Source organism: Deinococcus sp. AB2017081 (assembly GCF_034440735.1).
Lineage (GTDB): Bacteria > Deinococcota > Deinococci > Deinococcales > Deinococcaceae > Deinococcus > Deinococcus rufus.
Genome location: NZ_CP140098.1, coordinates 1,445,309 through 1,462,061, shown reverse-complemented (window position 1 = coordinate 1,462,061; position 16,753 = coordinate 1,445,309). Strand labels below are relative to the sequence as shown.

18 protein-coding genes are annotated in these 16,753 nt (G+C 72.1%); 8 read left to right on the top strand and 10 right to left on the bottom strand.

Annotated elements, in window-relative coordinates:
* Window positions 1-10: 10 nt before the first annotated feature.
* Window positions 11-820 carry an orotidine-5'-phosphate decarboxylase gene (pyrF, locus tag U2P90_RS07150; RefSeq protein WP_295815736.1) on the bottom strand — a complete coding sequence of 270 codons (810 nt, stop codon included), beginning with the start codon at window positions 818-820 and terminating at the stop codon, window positions 11-13.
* Entirely contained in the window at window positions 817-1,554 is a 738-nt protein-coding gene (locus U2P90_RS07145) for a 3-keto-5-aminohexanoate cleavage protein (RefSeq protein ID WP_322474374.1), read from the bottom strand. Before U2P90_RS07145 ends, pyrF begins: the two co-directional genes overlap by 4 nt.
* 48 nt (window positions 1,555-1,602) lie before the next feature.
* Here U2P90_RS07145 and U2P90_RS07140 point away from each other — a divergent pair, with 48 nt between their 5' ends.
* Together U2P90_RS07140 and U2P90_RS07135 are read left to right on the top strand one after the other, a co-directional pair.
* Window positions 1,603-2,487: a DUF1028 domain-containing protein gene (locus U2P90_RS07140; protein WP_322474373.1), complete on the top strand. Its 885-nt coding sequence runs from the start codon at window positions 1,603-1,605 to the stop codon at window positions 2,485-2,487.
* Between the two features lie 154 nt (window positions 2,488-2,641).
* Complete coding sequence (locus U2P90_RS07135) at window positions 2,642-3,109, top strand: Rrf2 family transcriptional regulator (protein WP_295815732.1); 468 nt, start codon at window positions 2,642-2,644, stop codon at window positions 3,107-3,109.
* A gap of 37 nt (window positions 3,110-3,146) precedes the next feature.
* On the opposite strand, the gene U2P90_RS07130 is transcribed toward U2P90_RS07135, so the two are convergent.
* Window positions 3,147-3,788, bottom strand: a complete 642-nt coding sequence (locus U2P90_RS07130; protein ID WP_295815731.1) for a hypothetical protein — start codon at window positions 3,786-3,788, stop codon at window positions 3,147-3,149.
* 158 nt (window positions 3,789-3,946) lie between these two features.
* Between U2P90_RS07130 and U2P90_RS07125 the strand changes: the two genes are divergently transcribed.
* The gene (locus U2P90_RS07125; RefSeq protein WP_322474372.1) at window positions 3,947-5,107 is read left to right on the top strand and encodes an N-acetylmuramoyl-L-alanine amidase; all 1,161 of its coding nucleotides are present in this window, start codon (window positions 3,947-3,949) and stop codon (window positions 5,105-5,107) included.
* A gap of 79 nt (window positions 5,108-5,186) precedes the next feature.
* Here U2P90_RS07125 and U2P90_RS07120 read toward each other — a convergent pair whose 3' ends face one another.
* Entirely contained in the window at window positions 5,187-6,323 is a 1,137-nt protein-coding gene (locus U2P90_RS07120; RefSeq protein ID WP_322474371.1) for a S8 family peptidase, read from the bottom strand.
* 85 nt (window positions 6,324-6,408) lie between these two features.
* Here U2P90_RS07120 and U2P90_RS07115 point away from each other — a divergent pair, with 85 nt between their 5' ends.
* From U2P90_RS07115 to U2P90_RS07095, 5 genes are all read left to right on the top strand, one after another.
* Window positions 6,409-6,624 carry a hypothetical protein gene (locus U2P90_RS07115; protein ID WP_322474370.1) on the top strand — a complete coding sequence of 72 codons (216 nt, stop codon included), beginning with the start codon at window positions 6,409-6,411 and terminating at the stop codon, window positions 6,622-6,624.
* 90 nt (window positions 6,625-6,714) lie between these two features.
* Entirely contained in the window at window positions 6,715-7,077 is a 363-nt protein-coding gene (locus U2P90_RS07110) for a hypothetical protein (protein ID WP_322474369.1), read from the top strand.
* On the top strand, window positions 7,074-7,799 hold the full coding sequence (locus U2P90_RS07105) for a metallophosphoesterase family protein (protein WP_322474368.1): 726 nt from the start codon (window positions 7,074-7,076) through the stop codon (window positions 7,797-7,799). Before U2P90_RS07110 ends, U2P90_RS07105 begins: the two co-directional genes overlap by 4 nt.
* 25 nt (window positions 7,800-7,824) lie before the next feature.
* On the top strand, window positions 7,825-8,046 hold the full coding sequence (locus U2P90_RS07100; RefSeq protein WP_322474367.1) for a hypothetical protein: 222 nt from the start codon (window positions 7,825-7,827) through the stop codon (window positions 8,044-8,046).
* On the top strand, window positions 8,043-8,744 hold the full coding sequence (locus U2P90_RS07095) for an aspartate/glutamate racemase family protein (RefSeq protein ID WP_322474366.1): 702 nt from the start codon (window positions 8,043-8,045) through the stop codon (window positions 8,742-8,744). Before U2P90_RS07100 ends, U2P90_RS07095 begins: the two co-directional genes overlap by 4 nt.
* Before the next feature lie 167 nt (window positions 8,745-8,911).
* Here U2P90_RS07095 and U2P90_RS07090 read toward each other — a convergent pair whose 3' ends face one another.
* The 6 genes from U2P90_RS07090 to U2P90_RS07065 all read right to left on the bottom strand — a co-directional run bounded on the left by U2P90_RS07090 (window position 8,912) and on the right by U2P90_RS07065 (window position 16,747).
* Window positions 8,912-10,084, bottom strand: a complete 1,173-nt coding sequence (locus U2P90_RS07090) for a Gfo/Idh/MocA family protein (RefSeq protein WP_322474365.1) — start codon at window positions 10,082-10,084, stop codon at window positions 8,912-8,914.
* Entirely contained in the window at window positions 10,081-11,088 is a 1,008-nt protein-coding gene (locus tag U2P90_RS07085) for a sugar phosphate isomerase/epimerase family protein (protein WP_322474364.1), read from the bottom strand. Before U2P90_RS07085 ends, U2P90_RS07090 begins: the two co-directional genes overlap by 4 nt.
* Window positions 11,089-11,168: 80 nt before the next feature.
* Window positions 11,169-12,341, bottom strand: coding sequence for an MFS transporter (locus U2P90_RS07080; RefSeq protein ID WP_322474363.1), 1,173 nt, complete (start codon window positions 12,339-12,341; stop codon window positions 11,169-11,171).
* Window position 12,342: 1 nt separating this feature from the next.
* Window positions 12,343-13,458: a Gfo/Idh/MocA family protein gene (locus tag U2P90_RS07075; protein WP_295815717.1), complete on the bottom strand. Its 1,116-nt coding sequence runs from the start codon at window positions 13,456-13,458 to the stop codon at window positions 12,343-12,345.
* Window positions 13,449-14,261, bottom strand: a complete 813-nt coding sequence (locus tag U2P90_RS07070; RefSeq protein ID WP_322474362.1) for a sugar phosphate isomerase/epimerase family protein — start codon at window positions 14,259-14,261, stop codon at window positions 13,449-13,451. Before U2P90_RS07070 ends, U2P90_RS07075 begins: the two co-directional genes overlap by 10 nt.
* Complete coding sequence (locus tag U2P90_RS07065; RefSeq protein WP_322474361.1) at window positions 14,258-16,747, bottom strand: glycoside hydrolase family 3 C-terminal domain-containing protein; 2,490 nt, start codon at window positions 16,745-16,747, stop codon at window positions 14,258-14,260. Before U2P90_RS07065 ends, U2P90_RS07070 begins: the two co-directional genes overlap by 4 nt.
* Between the last annotated feature and the right edge of the window lie 6 nt (window positions 16,748-16,753).

The window sequence follows — 16,753 nt, the reverse complement described above, 5'->3', positions numbered from 1 at the left end:
CGCACCGGGCCTAGGTCACGCCCAGCGCCGCGTTCAGGTCGTCGCGGTACTGCCGGGCGGCGTGAACGCTGGCCGTCACGTCGAGGTCGCGGGCGTACTGCACGCCCCGGCTGGCGCTCGCCAGGGCCCCGGTGCCGTCTGGAGCGAAGGCTCCGGCTAGATCGCCCGCCGCCGCGCCCTGCGCTCCCAGGCCCGGCAGCAGCAGCATGGCGCGGGGCATCAACGACCGGTACAGCGGCAGGTCGTGGGCGTGGGTGGCCCCCACGACGGCCCCCACGCTGGCGTACTCGCCCTCCGGTTCCCCGGCGCACAGCCGGGCCACCTCGACCGCGATCCGCTCGCTGACTCCGCTGCCCTGCAGGTCGCCCTGGCCGGGGTTGCTGGTCTTGACGAGCACGAACACCGCGCCGCCGTGGGCGTGGGCCGTCTCGACGAAGGGCGTCAGGGTCTCGAAGCCCAGGAAGGGGTTGACCGTCAGGGCCGCGCCCGCGTGCCGGCCGGTCAGCCAGCCCTGCGCGTAGGCCGCCGCCGTGCTGCCGATGTCGCCGCGCTTGGCGTCGAGCAGCACCGGCAGGCCCAGGGTGCGGGCCGCTGCACAGACCTCGTCCAGCACCACCAGCCCCTCCAGGCCCAGCGCCTCATAGAACGCGAACTGCGGCTTGACGCACGCGGCCAGGGGAGCGGTGGCCTCCAGCACGTCGAGCGTGTGGGCCCTGAGGTGATCCACGTCCCGGTACGCTGCGGCGCGGGGATCGAGGCCCACGCACAGGCGCGTGCCGAGGCGGCGGGTGCGGTCCGTGACTGCCTGCGCGAAGGTCATCGGGCCGAGGCTAACACGGCGCGGGCAGCGGTCACGAGGGCCGCATTGTCCGGTGCGGGCGAGCCGTCCGGAAGTACGGCGCTGTCCTCCAGCCCGGTGCGGGTGGACAGGCCGCGCTGCCCGGCCAGCCGGATCATCGGCCACGCGCTGCGCTCCAGACCGTGCAGCAGCCGGGGCACGTGCGGGGCGACCCCGGCCAGCTCCCGCAGCAGCCCGTCCGCGAGGGCCACCGCCTCGACCTCCGGCACGTCCGGCAGCTCGACCAGCACGCGCAGGGTCTCGTGGGCGCGGGGCCACGCCCGGAAGACCGCCACCGCCGCCGTGTTCCAGATCCCGGCCTCGACCCCGATGCCGGCGGCCAGCACCAGATCGGCCAGCGCCGGGGCGTGCGGCTCGTGCAGGTTCACCGACACGAAGTCCGGTCGCGCGTGCTCCGGCAGGGCAGCCCACAATCGCGCCGCGTCCAGCTGCGCTCCCACGTCGGGCAGGATCCAATAGCCGCTGGAGATCCCGACCGGCACGCCGGGACACGCTGCCCGGATCGCCTGGAGCGCCGCCGCGATGTCGGCCGCCGCCAGACTCTCCAGGCCGTCCGGGCCACGCGGGTGCAGGTGCAGGGCCGCCACGCCGAGGGCGACCACCGCCGCCGCGTCGTGGGCCAGGGCGGCGGGCGTGAGCGGCAGCGCCGGATGGCTGCCGGGGGCGCGGTTCCCGTTCAGGCAGGCTTTCAACATGGCCCGATGCTACGCGCACGGCCCCGGCTGACAACGCTACCCTGACCCATGACCTTCTCGATCGTGGCGCGTGATCCCCAGACCGGCGACGTGGGCGTGGCGGTCGCCAGCAAGTTCCTCGCGGTGGGGGCGCTGGTGCCGTGGGTGCGGGCCGGCGCCGGCGCCGTCGCCACCCAGAGCTACGTGAACCCGACCTTCGGCCCCGATGGGCTGGCGCGCTTCCAGGGCGGCCAGAGTGCCCCGGAGGTCAGCGCCCGCTTCCAGCAGGACGACCCGGGCATCGCGCAGCGCCAGTACGGCCTGGTGGACGCGGCCGGGCACAGCGCCACGTACACCGGCCCGGACTGTCATGCGTGGGCGGGCGGCGTGGCCCTGCCCGACGTCGCCATCCAGGGCAACATCCTGACCGGGCCGGAGGTCGTGGACGCCATGCTGGCCGCGTGGCAGGACACGGGTGGGCTGGCCCTGCCGGCGCGGCTCCTGCGGGCACTGCGGGCCGGGGACGAGGCAGGCGGTGACCGGCGCGGCCGGCAGTCCGCCGCGCTGCGCTGTTCCGGGCCGGGGCGCGGTTACGGCGGCCTGAGCGACGACTGGGTCGATCTGCGGGTGGACGATCACCCGCAGCCGTGCCACGAACTCGCCCGGCTGCTGGACATCCACGACCTGCTGTTCGGCCGCCCGGCCCAGACCCGCCCCCTGACTGCCGCCGAACTGACGTGGCTGCGTGCGCTGCTGGTGCGGCGCGGACACGCTCCCCGGTTGCCGGACGGCCCCTGGGACGCCGCGACCGAACAGGCCGCGTGGGCGCTGTACGGTACCGAGAATCTGGAGGAGCGCTGGGTATCCGGCGGTCTGGTCGATCCGGTGGCACTGGCGTATCTGGAGCGGCAGGACCGCGCCACCCAAGATGGGGACAGCCAGTCCACGGCCTAGAGCATCCGTCCGGCTGGAGGCATCAGGCCAAGATCGTCTGATGCCTCCAGTCTCTGCCTCGCACCCGGTTCAGCGCCACATGCTCAGGTGAATTCTCGCGCTCCGACCGGTCATGACGCCGGGATCGTCGTGACAAATGCTCTAGACTGCGGCCATGCGGCTCTCCGCGACGGACGTGTATGCCTTTCAGGCGCTCGGGTTCCTGGGCACCCAGGATCCCGGACGCTGGATCTCCAGTGACGAGATCAGCGAGTCCACGGGCGTGCACCGGCCGTATCTGGTGCGGATCCTCGCCGCGCTGACGGCCAAAGGCGTCGTGAAGAGCAAGAAGGGCATCGGCGGCGGCTACGCCCTGGCCCGCAAGCCCCAGCTGATCAGCCTGTGCGAGGTCGTCCGGGCCATCGATGGGCCAGTCGCGCCCCTGAGCTGTATCAGCCTGAACTGGCACGAGCCCTGCGTGGAGGAGCACCGCTGCCACGTGCGTGCCACCGTCTACACCCGCATGCGCGACGCCATGCTGGGCGTGTTGCAGGAATTCAGCGTGCAGGATCTCGTGGCCGATGCCGCGCAGGGCGTGTCCTACGGCCACTGCCTGGGCCACCTGCTCAAGCCCAACGCGTGAGCGTGGGCCAGGGGTCAGCGCCGTTCAGGCCAGGCACTCATTTCAGGTACGGCTGGAACCGCGCCAGGCTGTCGGCGTCCGGCTCGGTCGAGGATCTCACCACACGGTTGGCGCTGAAGACCATCAGCAGCCGCCCGCCTGCCGCACCCGAGGCGTTCAGGGTGCCCTGCTGCGCCCGGTAGGGTCCGGTCAGCACCGCCTGCATGGTGGCGGGATCAAAGATGAGCCGCCCGCCGCTCAGTTTCGGATTCGCGGCCGTGACCCCGCCCGACGCCACCACAAAGCCCGTCTTCACGTGCACGGTCACGGTGTCGGCCCGGAGTGTGTTCAGGCGGCCGTCCGAGTACGTCAGGTCGCCGGTCGCGGTGACCGTGCCCGCCGCGAGGTCATAGCGCACCTGCGCGGCCCGCAGGGTGCCGCCCTGGCGGGTGGTCAGGGTCGCGCCGCTGGCCAGCAGGTACGCGCCGGGCTTGAACTGCATGCGCTGGGCGTCCAGGGTCAGCTGACCGCGCGCGTCGGTGGCGCGGCCCCCCTGCGGCAGATCGGTCAGGCCGGTCTCCAGGTTCAGGTTCTGCGGGCCGCGCGGCGTGACGGTCAGCCCGCCGAAGGTGACGGCAGACGCCGCTCCCAGCGACAGGGCCGCCATGGCGGCAGCACGGACGGTCGACAACAGTCTCATGAGTGCCACCGTAGCGCCCATGCCGGAGCGCCCCGTGAGGACACCGGTCAGATCCAGTTCAGGCGGACACCCCACACCCCGCCGCTGCCCACCCAGCCGGCCTTCGCCTCTCATGGCCTCCCACCTATGCGGCCTGCCGGACAGGTACACTCCGCGCAGTGAACGGCCATTCCACTCCCCGCCCCGACGGAACGCCTGCACGTCGCCGGCGTCCCCTGCTGCACGCGACCCTGTTGCTGATCGCCCTGGGTACGGCCGCCCCACCGGCCCACGCCGCGCCGCGTATCGGCACACACGACACCTACACCCGGCTGGTCTTCGACGTGCCGAAGTCCTCACCCCTGGACGTGACCGTGACGGGCAGCAGCGTCACCGTGAAGCTGGCAGGCCCGCTGCGACCTGAACAGGGGCCGCTCAAGGCGCCGGGGGTCACCGCGTATGCCGTGTCGGGCAGTTCCGTGACCGTGACGTTCGGTTCCGGGTACGGCCGTGCCAAGGCCAGCATCCTGCCGGCCAGCGGCAGCCAAGGCGCCCGGCTGGTGATCGACGTCCTGAAGGGGGCCAGTGTGGCGTCCGTTCCGGCCACGCCTCCGCGTGCGGCGGCCGTGGCCCGCCCCGCCAGTACCGCCAGCGTGCGCCGGCCGCGTGTGGTGCTGGATGCCGGCCACGGTGGCATCGACGGCGGCATGCAGAGCCGCTGGGTGACCGAGAAGGACGTCACCCTGGACATCGCCCTGCGCACCCGCGCCGAACTGATCCGGCACGGCGTGGACGTCGTCATGGTGCGCGAGACCGACCGGGCGCTCGCCAGTACCAAGAAGAAGGATCTGCTGGCCCGCTCGCAGCTCGCGACCAGCGGGACGGTCAGCGCGTACGTGAGCATCCACGTGAATGCCGGGGCCTCGGCCGCCCAGGGCATCGAGACGTATTACTTCGGTCGGCCCCTGGCCGGCAGCAACCGCAGTCTGGCCGTCGCGGAGAACGGCGGCGGCAGCACCGGCGAGGAGCTGACCCGGCAGGCGGCCGGCAGCGCCCAGAACCTGCTGGGCGACATCCTGTCGCAGGCCAAGCTGGCGTTCAGCCGCGATCTGGCGCGCCGCGTGCAGACCAGCCTGATCAGCGCGACCGGGGCCGTGAACCGGGGGGTGCACACCGACGCCTTCTACGTGATCCGCAACCCCACCACGCCGGCCATCCTGGTCGAGGTCGGCTTCGGCTCGCACCCCGTCGAGGGGCCGAAGCTCGCCACCGCCGCGTACCGTGAACGCCTGGCACAGGGACTCGCCCGCGCCATCCTGGACTTCCTGCACACCGAGTAACGGGCGCACTCCGCACAGCTCGAGGTGCAGATGGGGCCGGGACACCTGTGCAGTGCTGTCCCGGCCCCACCACCGGCGCTCAGCGGGTCGCGGCCTTCACGGCGGCCTCGGCGTCCAGCAGCGGCAGGCCGCCCGTCCGGTTCACGCTTTCCAGCAGCAGCGCCCGGGTCTGCGCGGCGCTCAGGCCGGGGTTCGCGGCCCGCATCAGGCCGGCCACGCCGCTGACCAGCGGAGCTGAAAAGCTGGTGCCGGCCTGGAGGTCGTAGTCACCCCCCGGCGCGAGCAGCAGCAGATCGTCCGTGACCGCCGCACTGGAACACCCGCCGTAGCTCGCCCCCCCCGGCGCGACGACATCCAGCGGACGGGTCAGGGTCGCAGACGGTCTGGCGCTGTAGCACGCCAGGGTCGAGTTGCTCCGGCCCACCGCCCCCACCGCGATCACGTCCGGGTGGCTGGCCGGGTAGTACACGCCGTCTCCAGGGGTATTGCCGGCGGCCGCGACGAGCACGGCGGATCCTGCCGCGCTGCTCAGCACGCTGTCGAGCGCAGGATCAGACCTGACCTTGGTCGTACCGAGGCTCATATTGATGACCTTCGCGCCTTTCTGGACGGCGTAATTCACGCCCTTGGCCAGCACCGACGTGCTGGCACCCACGGCACTCAATACCTCGACCGAGACCACCGAGCCACTCCACGTCACGCCGGCCAGGCCCGTACCATTGTCGGCCGTGGCCGCCAGGACTCCGGTGGTGGCCGTGCCGTGTTCCGTGGTTCTGGAGTCCGTGGCCCCCAGGAAGGAGACGCTGTCCACGATCCGTCCCTGAAGGTCCGGGTGCGAGCTCTCCAGCGCACTGTCCAGCATGGCGGTGGTCGCTGCTGCCGGCGTCTTGCCGCAGGCGCTCAGGAACTCCCAGGCCTGTGGAGCAGTGATGCGGGTCAGGTACGTCTGGTACACCTTGCGGGTGCCCAGCGCCGTCACCACGTTGACTCCCGCGTTGCCGGGCACACCCGGATCGTTCGGCACGGCCAGGGCGCTGTACAGGTAATCCGGCTGCACGCTCAGCCCCTGGGCCGTCAGCCGGGCAGCCCACGCCTGGTCGGACTGTCCAGCCGGCGTGGGCACCAGCAGCAGGCCCGGAATGACCGCCTGTGCCGAGATCGCCTGTGTCCCCAGCGCCGACAGCACCCCCGAGCCCCGCACACCGTCACCCGTCACGAGCACCCGGCCCGGTACGTGTGGGGCGTGCCAGTTGACGGGATCCCCCGATGCGTGACTGGCCCACGTCATCCCGTCTGGAGACGTGGGTGCCGTGACCGGACTGGACGCTGCCAGGATTCGGCTCGCCTGGGCCGTGGTGGACTGGGCCGAGAGCCCCTGTGGGCAGATCGCAGTGGGACGCTGGGGCGTGGAGGACGCCGCGCAGGCCAGCAACAGCAGGGGCACGCCGCTCAGCGCCAGCGCCACTCTGGGGTTCATCATGGTTCACGTATACCGCGCCGCCCTGATGAACCGCTGAACCGGCTTCGGCCGTTCCCTCATGTTGCGCTTCAGCCCGGAGCGGGAACCGGTCACAGGACGCGGCGCCCAGGCATGCGAAGATCAGTGGATGTCGTCTCCCCTGATTCGTGCAGCGGTGCTTACCGGCGTGGGCATCGCGGTCATCAATATCCTGTTCGCAGGCACCCGCTACGGCTTCGCAACGCTGCCGGTGTGGTTCTATGCCGTCCAGCTGCTGCTGTTGCCGGCCATGGTCTATACCCTGCGGATCTTCGGGCAGGCGCTGCGCACCCGGCCGTATGTGCAGCGTGCGGCCCTGTACGCGCTGGGCTGGGCCCCGCCGTACCTGATCTACAGCCTCTCGGGCGAGCTGCTGCGGCCCGGCGTGAATGTCGGGGCGGCGGTGGTGTCGGCCATCGTGTTCCTGCTGATCTTCGCGGCTGTCTTCGCAGCGATCCGGAAACCGCAGTGAGGCTCGCGGTCTTCGGGGACGTGCATGGCAACGCCTACGCGCTCCAGGCGGTGCTGGACGCCATCCAGACGGCCGCACCCGACGCCGTGTACAACCTGGGCGACACGGTGTGGGGCGCGGCCGACCCGGGCCGGGCATGGGCCCTGCAGCAGGAGCACGCGCCGCCGACCGTGCGCGGCAACACGGACGAGCGCGTGGCCGGGATGCGCGACGGCAAGGAGGCCATGCGCACGTGGGTGCGCTCGCAGCTGCCACCGGAGGCCTCCCCGGTCCTGGCCGCCCTGCCCACCCGCGTGGACGTGGCCGGCGGCGAGGTCAGGCTGGCGCACGGCAGCCCCCGCAGTCCATGGGAAGACCTGCTGCTCACCGAGGAAGACGGCGGGCACACGCGACCGGCCCACGTCGCCGAGATCCGTGAGCGCCTGGACGGCTTCTCGTTCGAGACCGGCGGTCGGGTCTGCGTGGTCGGCCACACGCACCGCGAGCTGCTGACGGTCGTGGACGGCGTGACTGTCGTCAACGCCGGGCCAGTGTCGCGCCACAAGGACGGTCTGCCGCTGGGCCGCTGGGTGCTGCTGACCCGCCAGGACGGAGCCTGGAGCGTGGAATTCCGCCGAACCCCGTACGACACGCAGGCGGCGGCAGCCTGGGCACACGCCCACGCACCGGCCGATATCGCGCCGGACGAGGCGACGTGGCTGACGACGGGGCGCGAACCGTGACCCGGCCCCTGCGCGTGGTGTTCGTGTGCACCGACTGAGCAGCCCGACCGCCGGGGCGGTGTTCCGAACGGTGGACGGCGGGGAGGTCACGTCCGCCGGAACGAACCGGGATGCGGAGACGCCGGTCAGCCGCGACGTGCTGGAGTGGGCAGATGTGGCCGTGTGCATGGACGCGGAGCTGATCGCCCTGCTGGAACGGCACGTGCCGCAGCGACTGGCGTCCATGACGCCCAGAATGGACGCATGAGACTGCTGGGCATCCTGGGCGGCATGAGCTGGACGAGCACGGCGGAATACTACCGCGTGCTGAACGAGGAGGTCGCGCGGGAGCGGGGCGGCCTGCACTCGGCGCGGGTGCTGCTGCACTCCGTGGACTTCGCGGAGGTCGCCGCCCTGCAACGCTCGGGCGAGTGGGACGCGGCGGGCGCACTGCTGGCCGACGCCGCACGCAGGCTGGAGGGAGCGGGCGCGGGGGCGCTGCTCCTCGCCACGAACACCATGCACAAAGTCGCGGACGCCGTGTCCATCCCGCTCCTGCACATCGCGGACGCGACGGGCGAGCGCCTCCGCGCGGCGGGCCTGACGCGGGTGGGCCTGCTGGCGACGGCGTTCACCATGGAGCAGGACTTCTACACGGGCCGGCTGGCCGGGAAATACGGCCTGGACGTGATCGTGCCGGAGGCGGACGAGCGGGCCGAGGTTCACCGCATCATCTTCGACGAGTTGTGCCGGAACGTCATCCGCCCGGAGTCGCGCGAGGTGTACCGGCGCGTCATGGCCGGACTGGTGGCGCGGGGCGCGCAGGGCCTGATCCTGGGCTGCACGGAGATCACGCTGCTGGTGGGAGCGCCGGACACGACGGTGCCCGTGTTCGACACGACGCGCATCCACGTCGAGGACGCCGTGCGCCGGATGCTCGACGACGCAACGACCCCGCAGCGCTGACAGCGGTTTTCAGTTCCGCCCCGGGGCTGAAGGGATGCCCCAGGGCTCCACTTCCAACCGCTGCCCTGTCAGGGACTCGCTCCGCTCGTTTCAGAGGCATTGAGGGCATTCCTCAATGCCTCTGAAATCTGCTGTGAGGCCACGGGGTCGCCGGTCAGGTTCCTGCGCTACTGCGGCGCGCTCCAGCGGGCGTCCGTCCACTTGCGGTCGCTCTGGGCGCTCTCCACGGTCTTCTCGATGAAGTGCACGCCGCGTGCGCCGTCCTCCAGCGTAGGGTAGAGGGCGATCAGGGGGTCGGGGGCGCGGCCCTCCTGGCGGGCGCGGATGGCCTCGGCCGCGCCGGTGTACACGTTCGCGAAGGCTTCGAGGAACGCTTCCGGGTGCCCGGCGGGGATGCGGGTGGCGGCCTGCGCGGCGGGGCTGAGGTAGCCCTGCCCGCGCGTGAGAAGTTGCCGGGGGCCGTCCAGCGGGGTGTACTCCATGCGGTTGGGGTTCTCCTGGCTCCAGCTCAGGCCGCCCTGCGTGCCGTACACGCGCAGCCGCAGGTCGTTCTCCTCGCCGACCTCGACCTGCGAGCACATCAGCACGCCGCGCGCACCGCCCGCGAAGCGCAGGAGGACGCTGCCGTCGTCGTCCAGGCGGCGGCCCGGCACGAAGGTGGTCAGGTCGGCGCAGATGGACTCCAGCTCCAGGCCGGTGACGGTCGCGGCGAGGTTCTCGGCGTGCGAGCCGATGTCGCCCACCGCGCCCGCCATGCCGCTGCGGGCCGGGTCGGTGCGCCAGTCGGCCTGTTTGCTGTCCTGCGCCTCCAGGTTCGTGGCGAGCCAGCCCTGGTGGTACTCCACGACGACCTTGCGGATCTCGCCCAGCGTGCCGGCCGCGACCATATCGCGCGCGTGGCGGATCAGGGGGTAGCCGGTGTAGTTGTACGTGACCGCGAAGACCACGCCGGACTCCCTGACCACGGCCAGCAGGTCGTTCGCCTGCTCGCTGGTGTGCACGAGCGGCTTGTCGCAGATGACGTGGATACCGGCCGCCGCGAAGGCCCGCGCGACCGGGTAGTGCATGTGGTTCGGCGTGACGATGCTCACCGCGTCGATGCGCTCCCCCACCGGCCGGGCGAGTTCGCCCTCCAGCATGGCTTCCCACGTGGGGTACGAGCGGTCGTCGGGCAGGCCCAGGTCGCGGCCGGACGCCAGCGCCTTCTCCGGCGTGCTGGACAGCGCCCCGGCGACGAGCCCGTAGTGCCCGTCCAGGCGGGCGGCCGTGCGATGCACCGCGCCGATGAACGCGCCCTGCCCGCCGCCGACCATCCCGAGTTTCAGGGGCCGCCCGCTCACTGGCTGTCCTTCGCGAACGCGGCATCGAAGGCCACGTTCGAGCCGGGGAAGTCGAGCCGGCGGGTGTACGCCGCACTCTCGGTCGCGCCGTGCACGCGATCCATGCGCGAGTCCTCCCACTCGATGCTCAGGGGGCCGGCGTAGCCGATGTCGTTCAGGGCGACGATGATGTCCTCGAATTTGATGTCGCCACGCCCGACGGAGCGGAAGTCCCAGTAGCGCCGCGCGTCGCCGAAATCGGTGTGGCCGCCGAATACGCCGACCTCGCCGCTGCCGTGGCCCCACCAGACGTCCTTCATGTGCACGTGGAAGATCCGGCCCGCGAACTGCCGGATGAAGCGCACGTAATCCACGTGCTGGTACCCGAGGTGGCTGGGGTCGTAGTTGAAGCCGAAGCGTTTGTGCCCGCCCACGGCGTCAATGGCGCGCTGCGACGTGGCGAGGTCGAAGGCGATCTCGGTCGGGTGGACTTCCAGGCCGAAGTTGATGTCGTCCTTGTCGAACGAGTCGAGGATGGGCGTCCAGCGGCGCGCGAAGTCCTCGAAACCGGCGTTCCAGTACGCCTGGTCGGTGGGCGGGAAGGCGTAGAGGCTGTGCCACACGCTGGAGCCGGTAAAGCCGTTGACGGTCTTCACGCCGAACTTCGCGGCGGCGTGCCCGGTGTCGATGATCTCCTGCGCGGCGCGCTGCCGGACGCCCTCGGGGTCGCCGTCGCCCCACACGTGGGCGGGCACGATGGCTTTGTGGCGGGCGTCGATGGGATCGCACACGGCCTGCCCGACGAGGTGGTTGCTGATCGCATGGCACTGGAGGCCGTGCGAGTCGAGCAGCTCGCGCTTCTGCTGCACGTACGAGTCGTCTTTCAGGGCGGCCTGCACGTCGAAGTGGTCGCCCCAGCAGGCGAGTTCCAGGCCGTCGTAGCCCATCTTCTTCGCCAGGGGCGCGAGTTCGGCGAGCGGCAGGTCGGCCCACTGGCCGGTGAACAGGGTGACGGGACGGGGCATAGGGCCTCCTTGAGAGGGGTGGACGGGGACGGGGCCTCAGGGCTCCATCATCCCCGATCCGGGCGGGTGGGGCCGGACGGTCAGGGCGTGGCGGGGGCGGCCCCCACGGGCGCAGCGGCGCGGACGGTGCCCGCGGCGGCGGCGATCAGGGCGGCGAACACGACGACGAGGACGAGGGCGAGCTGCAGGCTCATGGCCCCGGCGACCACGCCGATGACGGGCGGGCCGATCAGGAAGCCGGCGTACCCGGCCGAGGCGGCGGCGGCCACGCCGGTCGCGGCGGGCGTGCCGGGCAGCGCGCCGGCCGCGCTGAACAGCACGGGCACGACGTTGGAGAAGCCCAGCCCGCACAGCGCGAAGCCGGCGAAGGCCAGGGCGGGCGTGGGGGCCAGCAGCGCCGCCGCCATGCCCACCGCCGCCAGGCCACCGCACACGCGCAGCAAAAGGGGAGCGGACACGCGGGCGCGCACCGGATCGCCGACCAGCCGCGCGACGAACATGGCGGCGTTGAAGGCCACCAGGCCGCCCGCCGCGAGGCCGGCGTCGGTCTTCAGGGCGTCGCGGATGTACACGGCGCTCCAGTCCGCGATGGCCCCCTCGCCGACGAAGGCGAGGAACGACAGCGCCGCGAGGGCGAGCAGCGGGCCGCGCGGCAGGACGAAGGTGGGGCCGTCACCGTGCGCGCCGCGGTCGAGGGTGCCCGGCAGCAGGCGCGGCAGGGCGACCACGGCCAGCGCGGCCAGGACGCCCGCGGCCAGCAGCGCGAGCGCCACGGGGGTCACGCCGGCGCGCAGCAGCAACGTGGTCGCGCCCGCACCGACGAGCGAGCCGGCGCTCCACAGGCCGTGCAGGGACGACAGGATCGGCCGGCCCAGCCGCCGCTCGACGAGCACGCCGTGGGCGTTCATGGCGACGTCCATCACGCTGATGCCGAAGCCGAACAGCAGCAGCGTGAGCACGAGGACGGGCAGGCTGGGCGCGGCGATCAGGGCCGGCACGAGCGGGATGGTCAGGGCGGCGGCGGCGATGATGACGGGCCGGCTGCCGTACCGGGCGCTCAGGCGGCCCGCGAGGGCGAAGGCCCCCACGCTCCCCACGGCGATGCCCAGCAGCGCGAAGCCCAGGGTCGCTTCCCCCAGGCCCAGCCGCTCGCGCACCGAGGGGATGTTCGCCGCCCACGTGGCCATGGCCGCGCCATTGATGAAGAACGCCGCCATGGTCGCCCAGCGGGCCGGCCCCGCCGCGCCGTCCACGTCAGTCGCCGGTGGCGGGCGCGGCGAACCAGCCGGGCTGCGCGTCCAGCGCGGCGGGCCGCGGCGTGGCCGTGCGGGGCGTCAGGGTCTTCTCCTGCTCGGCCGACTCCAGGATGGTGTGCATGACGTCCAGCACGTGCATGGCGAGGTCGCCGCTGGCACGGAACGTCCCGCCGCTGGCGTCGGCGTCCAGCATGTCCGCCAGGCCGATCCCGCGCGAGTTCTCGCGGAAGGGGCGGGTGAGGGGAATCTCCGTCCACTCCTTCTCGCCCTTCAGGCGGATCTTCAGGGGGCCGCCGAAGGTGTTCGGGTCGGGGACGCTCAGGGTGCCCTCGGTGCCGTGGATCTCGATGCGCGGCACCTCGCTGCTCGGCACGTCGAAGGACGTGACCAGGGTGGCGACCGCGCCGCCCTCCAGCGTGAGGTTCGCGGCGACGTGCGTGGGCGTGTTCACGGTGATGAACTCGCCGGCGCGCGGCTGGCTGGTGATGGGGCGCTGCTCGAAGGCCTTGGTGGTCGTGGCACTGACCTTCTGCACGCCGCCCAGCAGCGTGACCAGGGCGGTCAGGTAGTACGGGCCCATGTCGAACAGAGGGCCCGCGCCGCGCTGGTAGAAGAAGTCGGGGTTGGGGTGCCAGGACTCCGGGCCGCTGCTCATCATGAAGGCGTTCGCGGCGACGGGGCGGCCGATACGGCCGGCGTCGATGACCTCGCGGGCCGTCTGGATGCCCGCGCCGAGCACGGTGTCGGGCGCGCAGCCGACGCGCAGGCCCCGGCTCGCGGCCAGATCCATGATCTTCTGGCCGTCCTCGCGCTCGACGGCCAGGGGTTTCTCGGAGTACACGTGCTTGCCGGCGTTCAGGGCCTTCAGGCTCACGTCGGCGTGCGCGCCGGGGGGCGTGAGGTTCACGACCGCGACGATCTCGGGGTCGGCGAGGAGCTCGTCCAGGGTCATGGCCTGGATGCCGTACTCGGCGGCGACCTCGGCGGCGCGCGCGGCGTCCATGTCTGAAACCGCTTTCACGCGGAACAGGCCGAGGTCACGCGCGATCTTCAGGTACGCCGCGCTGATGTTGCCGGTGCCGATGATGCCGATGACTTGCGGGGTTACTGCCATGATGACACTCCTTGATCGATGAGGGTCTGGGCGCTCTGGCCCACCTCGGCGAAGACGTCGCCGGCCGTGCGGTCCATCTCCAGCACGTGCCAGCGGGCGGATGGTGCGGCGGCAATGGCGGCCGCGTAGTCCACCTTGCCGGTGCCGAGCGGCGTCTGGTCGGCGTCGGGCGTGGCGGGGCCGTCCTTGAGGTGCAGCGCCTTCACGCGGTCACCCAAGCGGCGCAGCAGCGCGGGCATGTCCTGCCCGCCGGTGTGCGCCCAGTACGTGTCCATCTCGACGAACACGTCGGGGCTCACGCGCGACAGCAGCAGGTCGTAGGCATACTGCCCCTCGAACTGGCTCCACTCCCACCAGTGGTTGTGGTAGCCCAGGCTCAGGCCGCGCGACCGCGCGTGGCCCGACGCCTCGCTCAGGGCGTCGGCGAAGCGCTCGGTGCCGTCCTTCGTGTCCATCACGTTGCGCTCGAAGCCCGGCACCTCGCCCGGCCACGAGATCACGGGCATGGTCGTGCCCAGCGCCTCGATGGCGTCGAGCACGGCCTCGGCATTCTCGCCCATGGGGGCGGCGGTGTGCGCGGTCGGGGCCTGCAGGCCGTTCGCGTCGAGCAGCGCGCGCAGTTCCTTCGCCCTGCCCACCTTGTCGGCGTTGCTCAGGCCGTGGTTGCCGATGCCGAAGGGCTCGATGTATTTGAAGCCCAGGCCGGCGACGCGGGCGATGGTGCCGGCGGGATCGGCGGCGTAGGCGTCGCGGAAGGTGTAGAGCTGGACGGACAGGGTTCCTGGCGTGTGGGGCTGGGTCATGCGGTGGGTTCCTTCCAGTCGGTGCTGAGCGAGAGGCGGAGGGTGTGGGGCAGATCCGTGCTGCTCTGCCCGATCAGGAGGTCGAAGTCGCCCGCCTCGGCGACCCAGGCCCCCTGACCGTCGTCGTAGTACGCGAGGTCGCGCATGTCCACGGGCAGGGTGACGGTCTGGATCTGGCCCGGCTGCAGGTGCACCTTCGCGAAGGCCTTGAGCTCCTTCGCGGGCCGGTCGAGGGAGCTCTCGCGGTCACGGACGTACAGCTGCACGACCGTGCTGCCGGCGCGGGAGCCGGTGTTCTTCACCTGCACGCTGGCCGTGACGCTCTCCCCCGCCCCGACGCTCGCCGCGCTGAGGGCCGGGCTGCTCAGCTCGAAGGTCGTGTAGCTGAGCCCGAAGCCGAAGGGGAAGAGCGGCGTGATGCCGGCGCGGTCGACATGCCGGTACCCGGTGTACAGGCCTTCGCGGTACTCCACGTGGCCCTCCACCCCGGGGTACTGCACGTCGGGGTTCAGGGGGTGTGTGGGGTCGTCCTTGAGGGACGCGGGGAAGGTCTGCGGCAGGCGGCCGCCGGGCTCCGCGCGGCCGTACAGGACGTCCGCGATGGCGTGCCCGGCCTCCTGCCCGGGGAACCACGCCTGCAGCACGGCGGGCACGCTGTCCAGCCACGGCATGGTGACCGGCCCGCCGGTCTGGAGCACCACGATGGTGTTCGGGTTGGCGGCGCGCACGGCGGCCACGAGTTCGTCCTGCCGGCCCGGCAGCCCCAGCCCCCAGCGGTCGACGCCCTCGGTCTCCCAGTCGCCGTTGGTGCCGATGCACACCACGGCGTAGTCGGCGGCGGCGGCCACGGCGGCGGCCTGCGCCACGCTGCCCTCGTCCGGCTCGGCGCGGAAGCCGATGCGCACGGCATTGAAGCCCGCGATGCCGTTGTCGATCACGTGCGGCTGGAACGTCACCGTGACGGTGTGCGGCCCGGCCGTCAGGGTCGTGCGCTCCCGCACCTCGTCGGAGCCGAAGTTGAAGTACGTGTCGCCCTGCCGCCACGCGTCCCAGTTGTCCACCAGCTCCTGCCCGTCCACCGACAGGCGGCTCAGGCCCGCGCTCGCGAGGCTGAAGTCGTAGGCTCCGTCCTGCGGGGCGTGCACGGTCAGGGTCAGGGTGCCGTGGAAGTCCAGGGGATTCACGCCCTCCGGGTATGCGAACCACATCACCTCGGCCTGCGGGCGGTCGTCGGTGGCCGCCACGTCGCCGCCGGCGTGCGCGCGGTACTCGACATGCACCGGCACCTGCGGCACCGGCAGGAACTTGTCGTTGTCGCAGCCCACCGCGGTCGTGACCGCGCCCGCGCCCGGGGCCTCGCGCAGGCCGTCGAGGGGCGACACGCGGCGGTGCGCATTCATCTGGGCGCTGCCGCCGCCCATGACCTGCGCCGCCGCGGCGTTCGGGCCGACCACGGCCACGCTCGCGCCCGCCGGGAGGGGCAGCACGCCGCCCGCATTCTTCAGGAGCACCATGCCCTCGGCCCCGGCGCGGCGGATCAGGGCGCGCGTCTCGGGGTACTCGGTGTCCTTCTCGGCGCTGTCGCTCACGTCGCGCGGGTTCGCGAAGGTTCCGGTGCGCTCGATCAGGCGCAGCACCGCGCGGGCGCGTTCCTTCACGGCGGCGGCGGTCGCGGGATCCGCCTGCGCCTCGGCCAGCAGGCCGGCGCGGGCCCTGGCGGGGCCGGGCATCTCCAGATCCAGGCCCGCGCGCACGCTCTCGCCGGCCGAGTGGGTGCCGCCCCAGTCGCTCATGACCAGGCCCGAGAAGCCCCATTCCTTCCTCAGCACGGTCTCCAGCAGCCACGGGTGCTCGGAGCAGTACGTGCCGTCCAGGCGGTTGTACGCGGTCATGATGGCCCACGGGTCAGCCTCGCGCACCACCATCTCGAAGGGCCGCAGGTACAGCTCGCGCATGGCGCGCGCGGGGATGTCGCTGCTGATGGTGCCGCGCTGGTACTCGGACTCGTTGCCGGCGAAGTGCTTGGGCGTGGCCGCCACGCCGTTCTCCTGGAGGCCCTGCACGTACGCCACGGCGAGCCGGCCGGTCAGGACCGGGTCTTCCGCATAGTTCTCGAAGTTGCGGCCGTTCAGCGCCGAGCGGAACACGTTGATGGTCGGGGCGAGCAGCACGCCCGCGCCCTTGTCGAGCGCCTCGCGGGCCAGGGACGCGCCGACCTCGCGTAGCAGGTTCACGTTCCACGTGCTGCCCAGGGCGATGCCGACCGGGTACGCGGCCGTCTTCATCGCGCCGATCAGGGGGCCGCCGCCGCGGACGCCGGCGGGGCCGTCGCTCACCTTCAGGCTGGGAACGTTCACACGCGGGATGGCGACCGTGCGCCAGAAGTCCGCGCCAGCGAGGAGCGAGACCTGTTCCTCCAGCGTGAGCCCGTCGAGCAGCGCGTCGACGTCGACGGCTCCGGGCGGCCTGTGGATGGTGTCAGTCATGGAAAG

Bases quoted from the DNA above. Each gene is read 5' to 3' on its own strand.
- U2P90_RS07140 (WP_322474373.1), top strand. From the start codon at position 1,603: ATGACCTTCTCGATCGTGGCGCGTGATCCCCAGACCGGCGACGTGGGC.
- U2P90_RS07130 (WP_295815731.1), bottom strand. From the start codon at position 3,788: ATGAGACTGTTGTCGACCGTCCGTGCTGCCGCCATGGCGGCCCTGTCG.
- U2P90_RS07095 (WP_322474366.1), top strand. From the start codon at position 8,043: ATGAGACTGCTGGGCATCCTGGGCGGCATGAGCTGGACGAGCACGGCG.
- U2P90_RS07145 (WP_322474374.1), bottom strand. From the start codon at position 1,554: ATGTTGAAAGCCTGCCTGAACGGGAACCGCGCCCCCGGCAGCCATCCG.
- pyrF (WP_295815736.1), bottom strand. From the start codon at position 820: ATGACCTTCGCGCAGGCAGTCACGGACCGCACCCGCCGCCTCGGCACG.
- U2P90_RS07075 (WP_295815717.1), bottom strand. From the start codon at position 13,458: ATGGCAGTAACCCCGCAAGTCATCGGCATCATCGGCACCGGCAACATC.
- U2P90_RS07110 (WP_322474369.1), top strand. From the start codon at position 6,715: ATGTCGTCTCCCCTGATTCGTGCAGCGGTGCTTACCGGCGTGGGCATC.
- U2P90_RS07135 (WP_295815732.1), top strand. From the start codon at position 2,642: ATGCGGCTCTCCGCGACGGACGTGTATGCCTTTCAGGCGCTCGGGTTC.
- U2P90_RS07085 (WP_322474364.1), bottom strand. From the start codon at position 11,088: ATGCCCCGTCCCGTCACCCTGTTCACCGGCCAGTGGGCCGACCTGCCG.
- U2P90_RS07065 (WP_322474361.1), bottom strand. From the start codon at position 16,747: ATGACTGACACCATCCACAGGCCGCCCGGAGCCGTCGACGTCGACGCG.
- U2P90_RS07070 (WP_322474362.1), bottom strand. From the start codon at position 14,261: ATGACCCAGCCCCACACGCCAGGAACCCTGTCCGTCCAGCTCTACACC.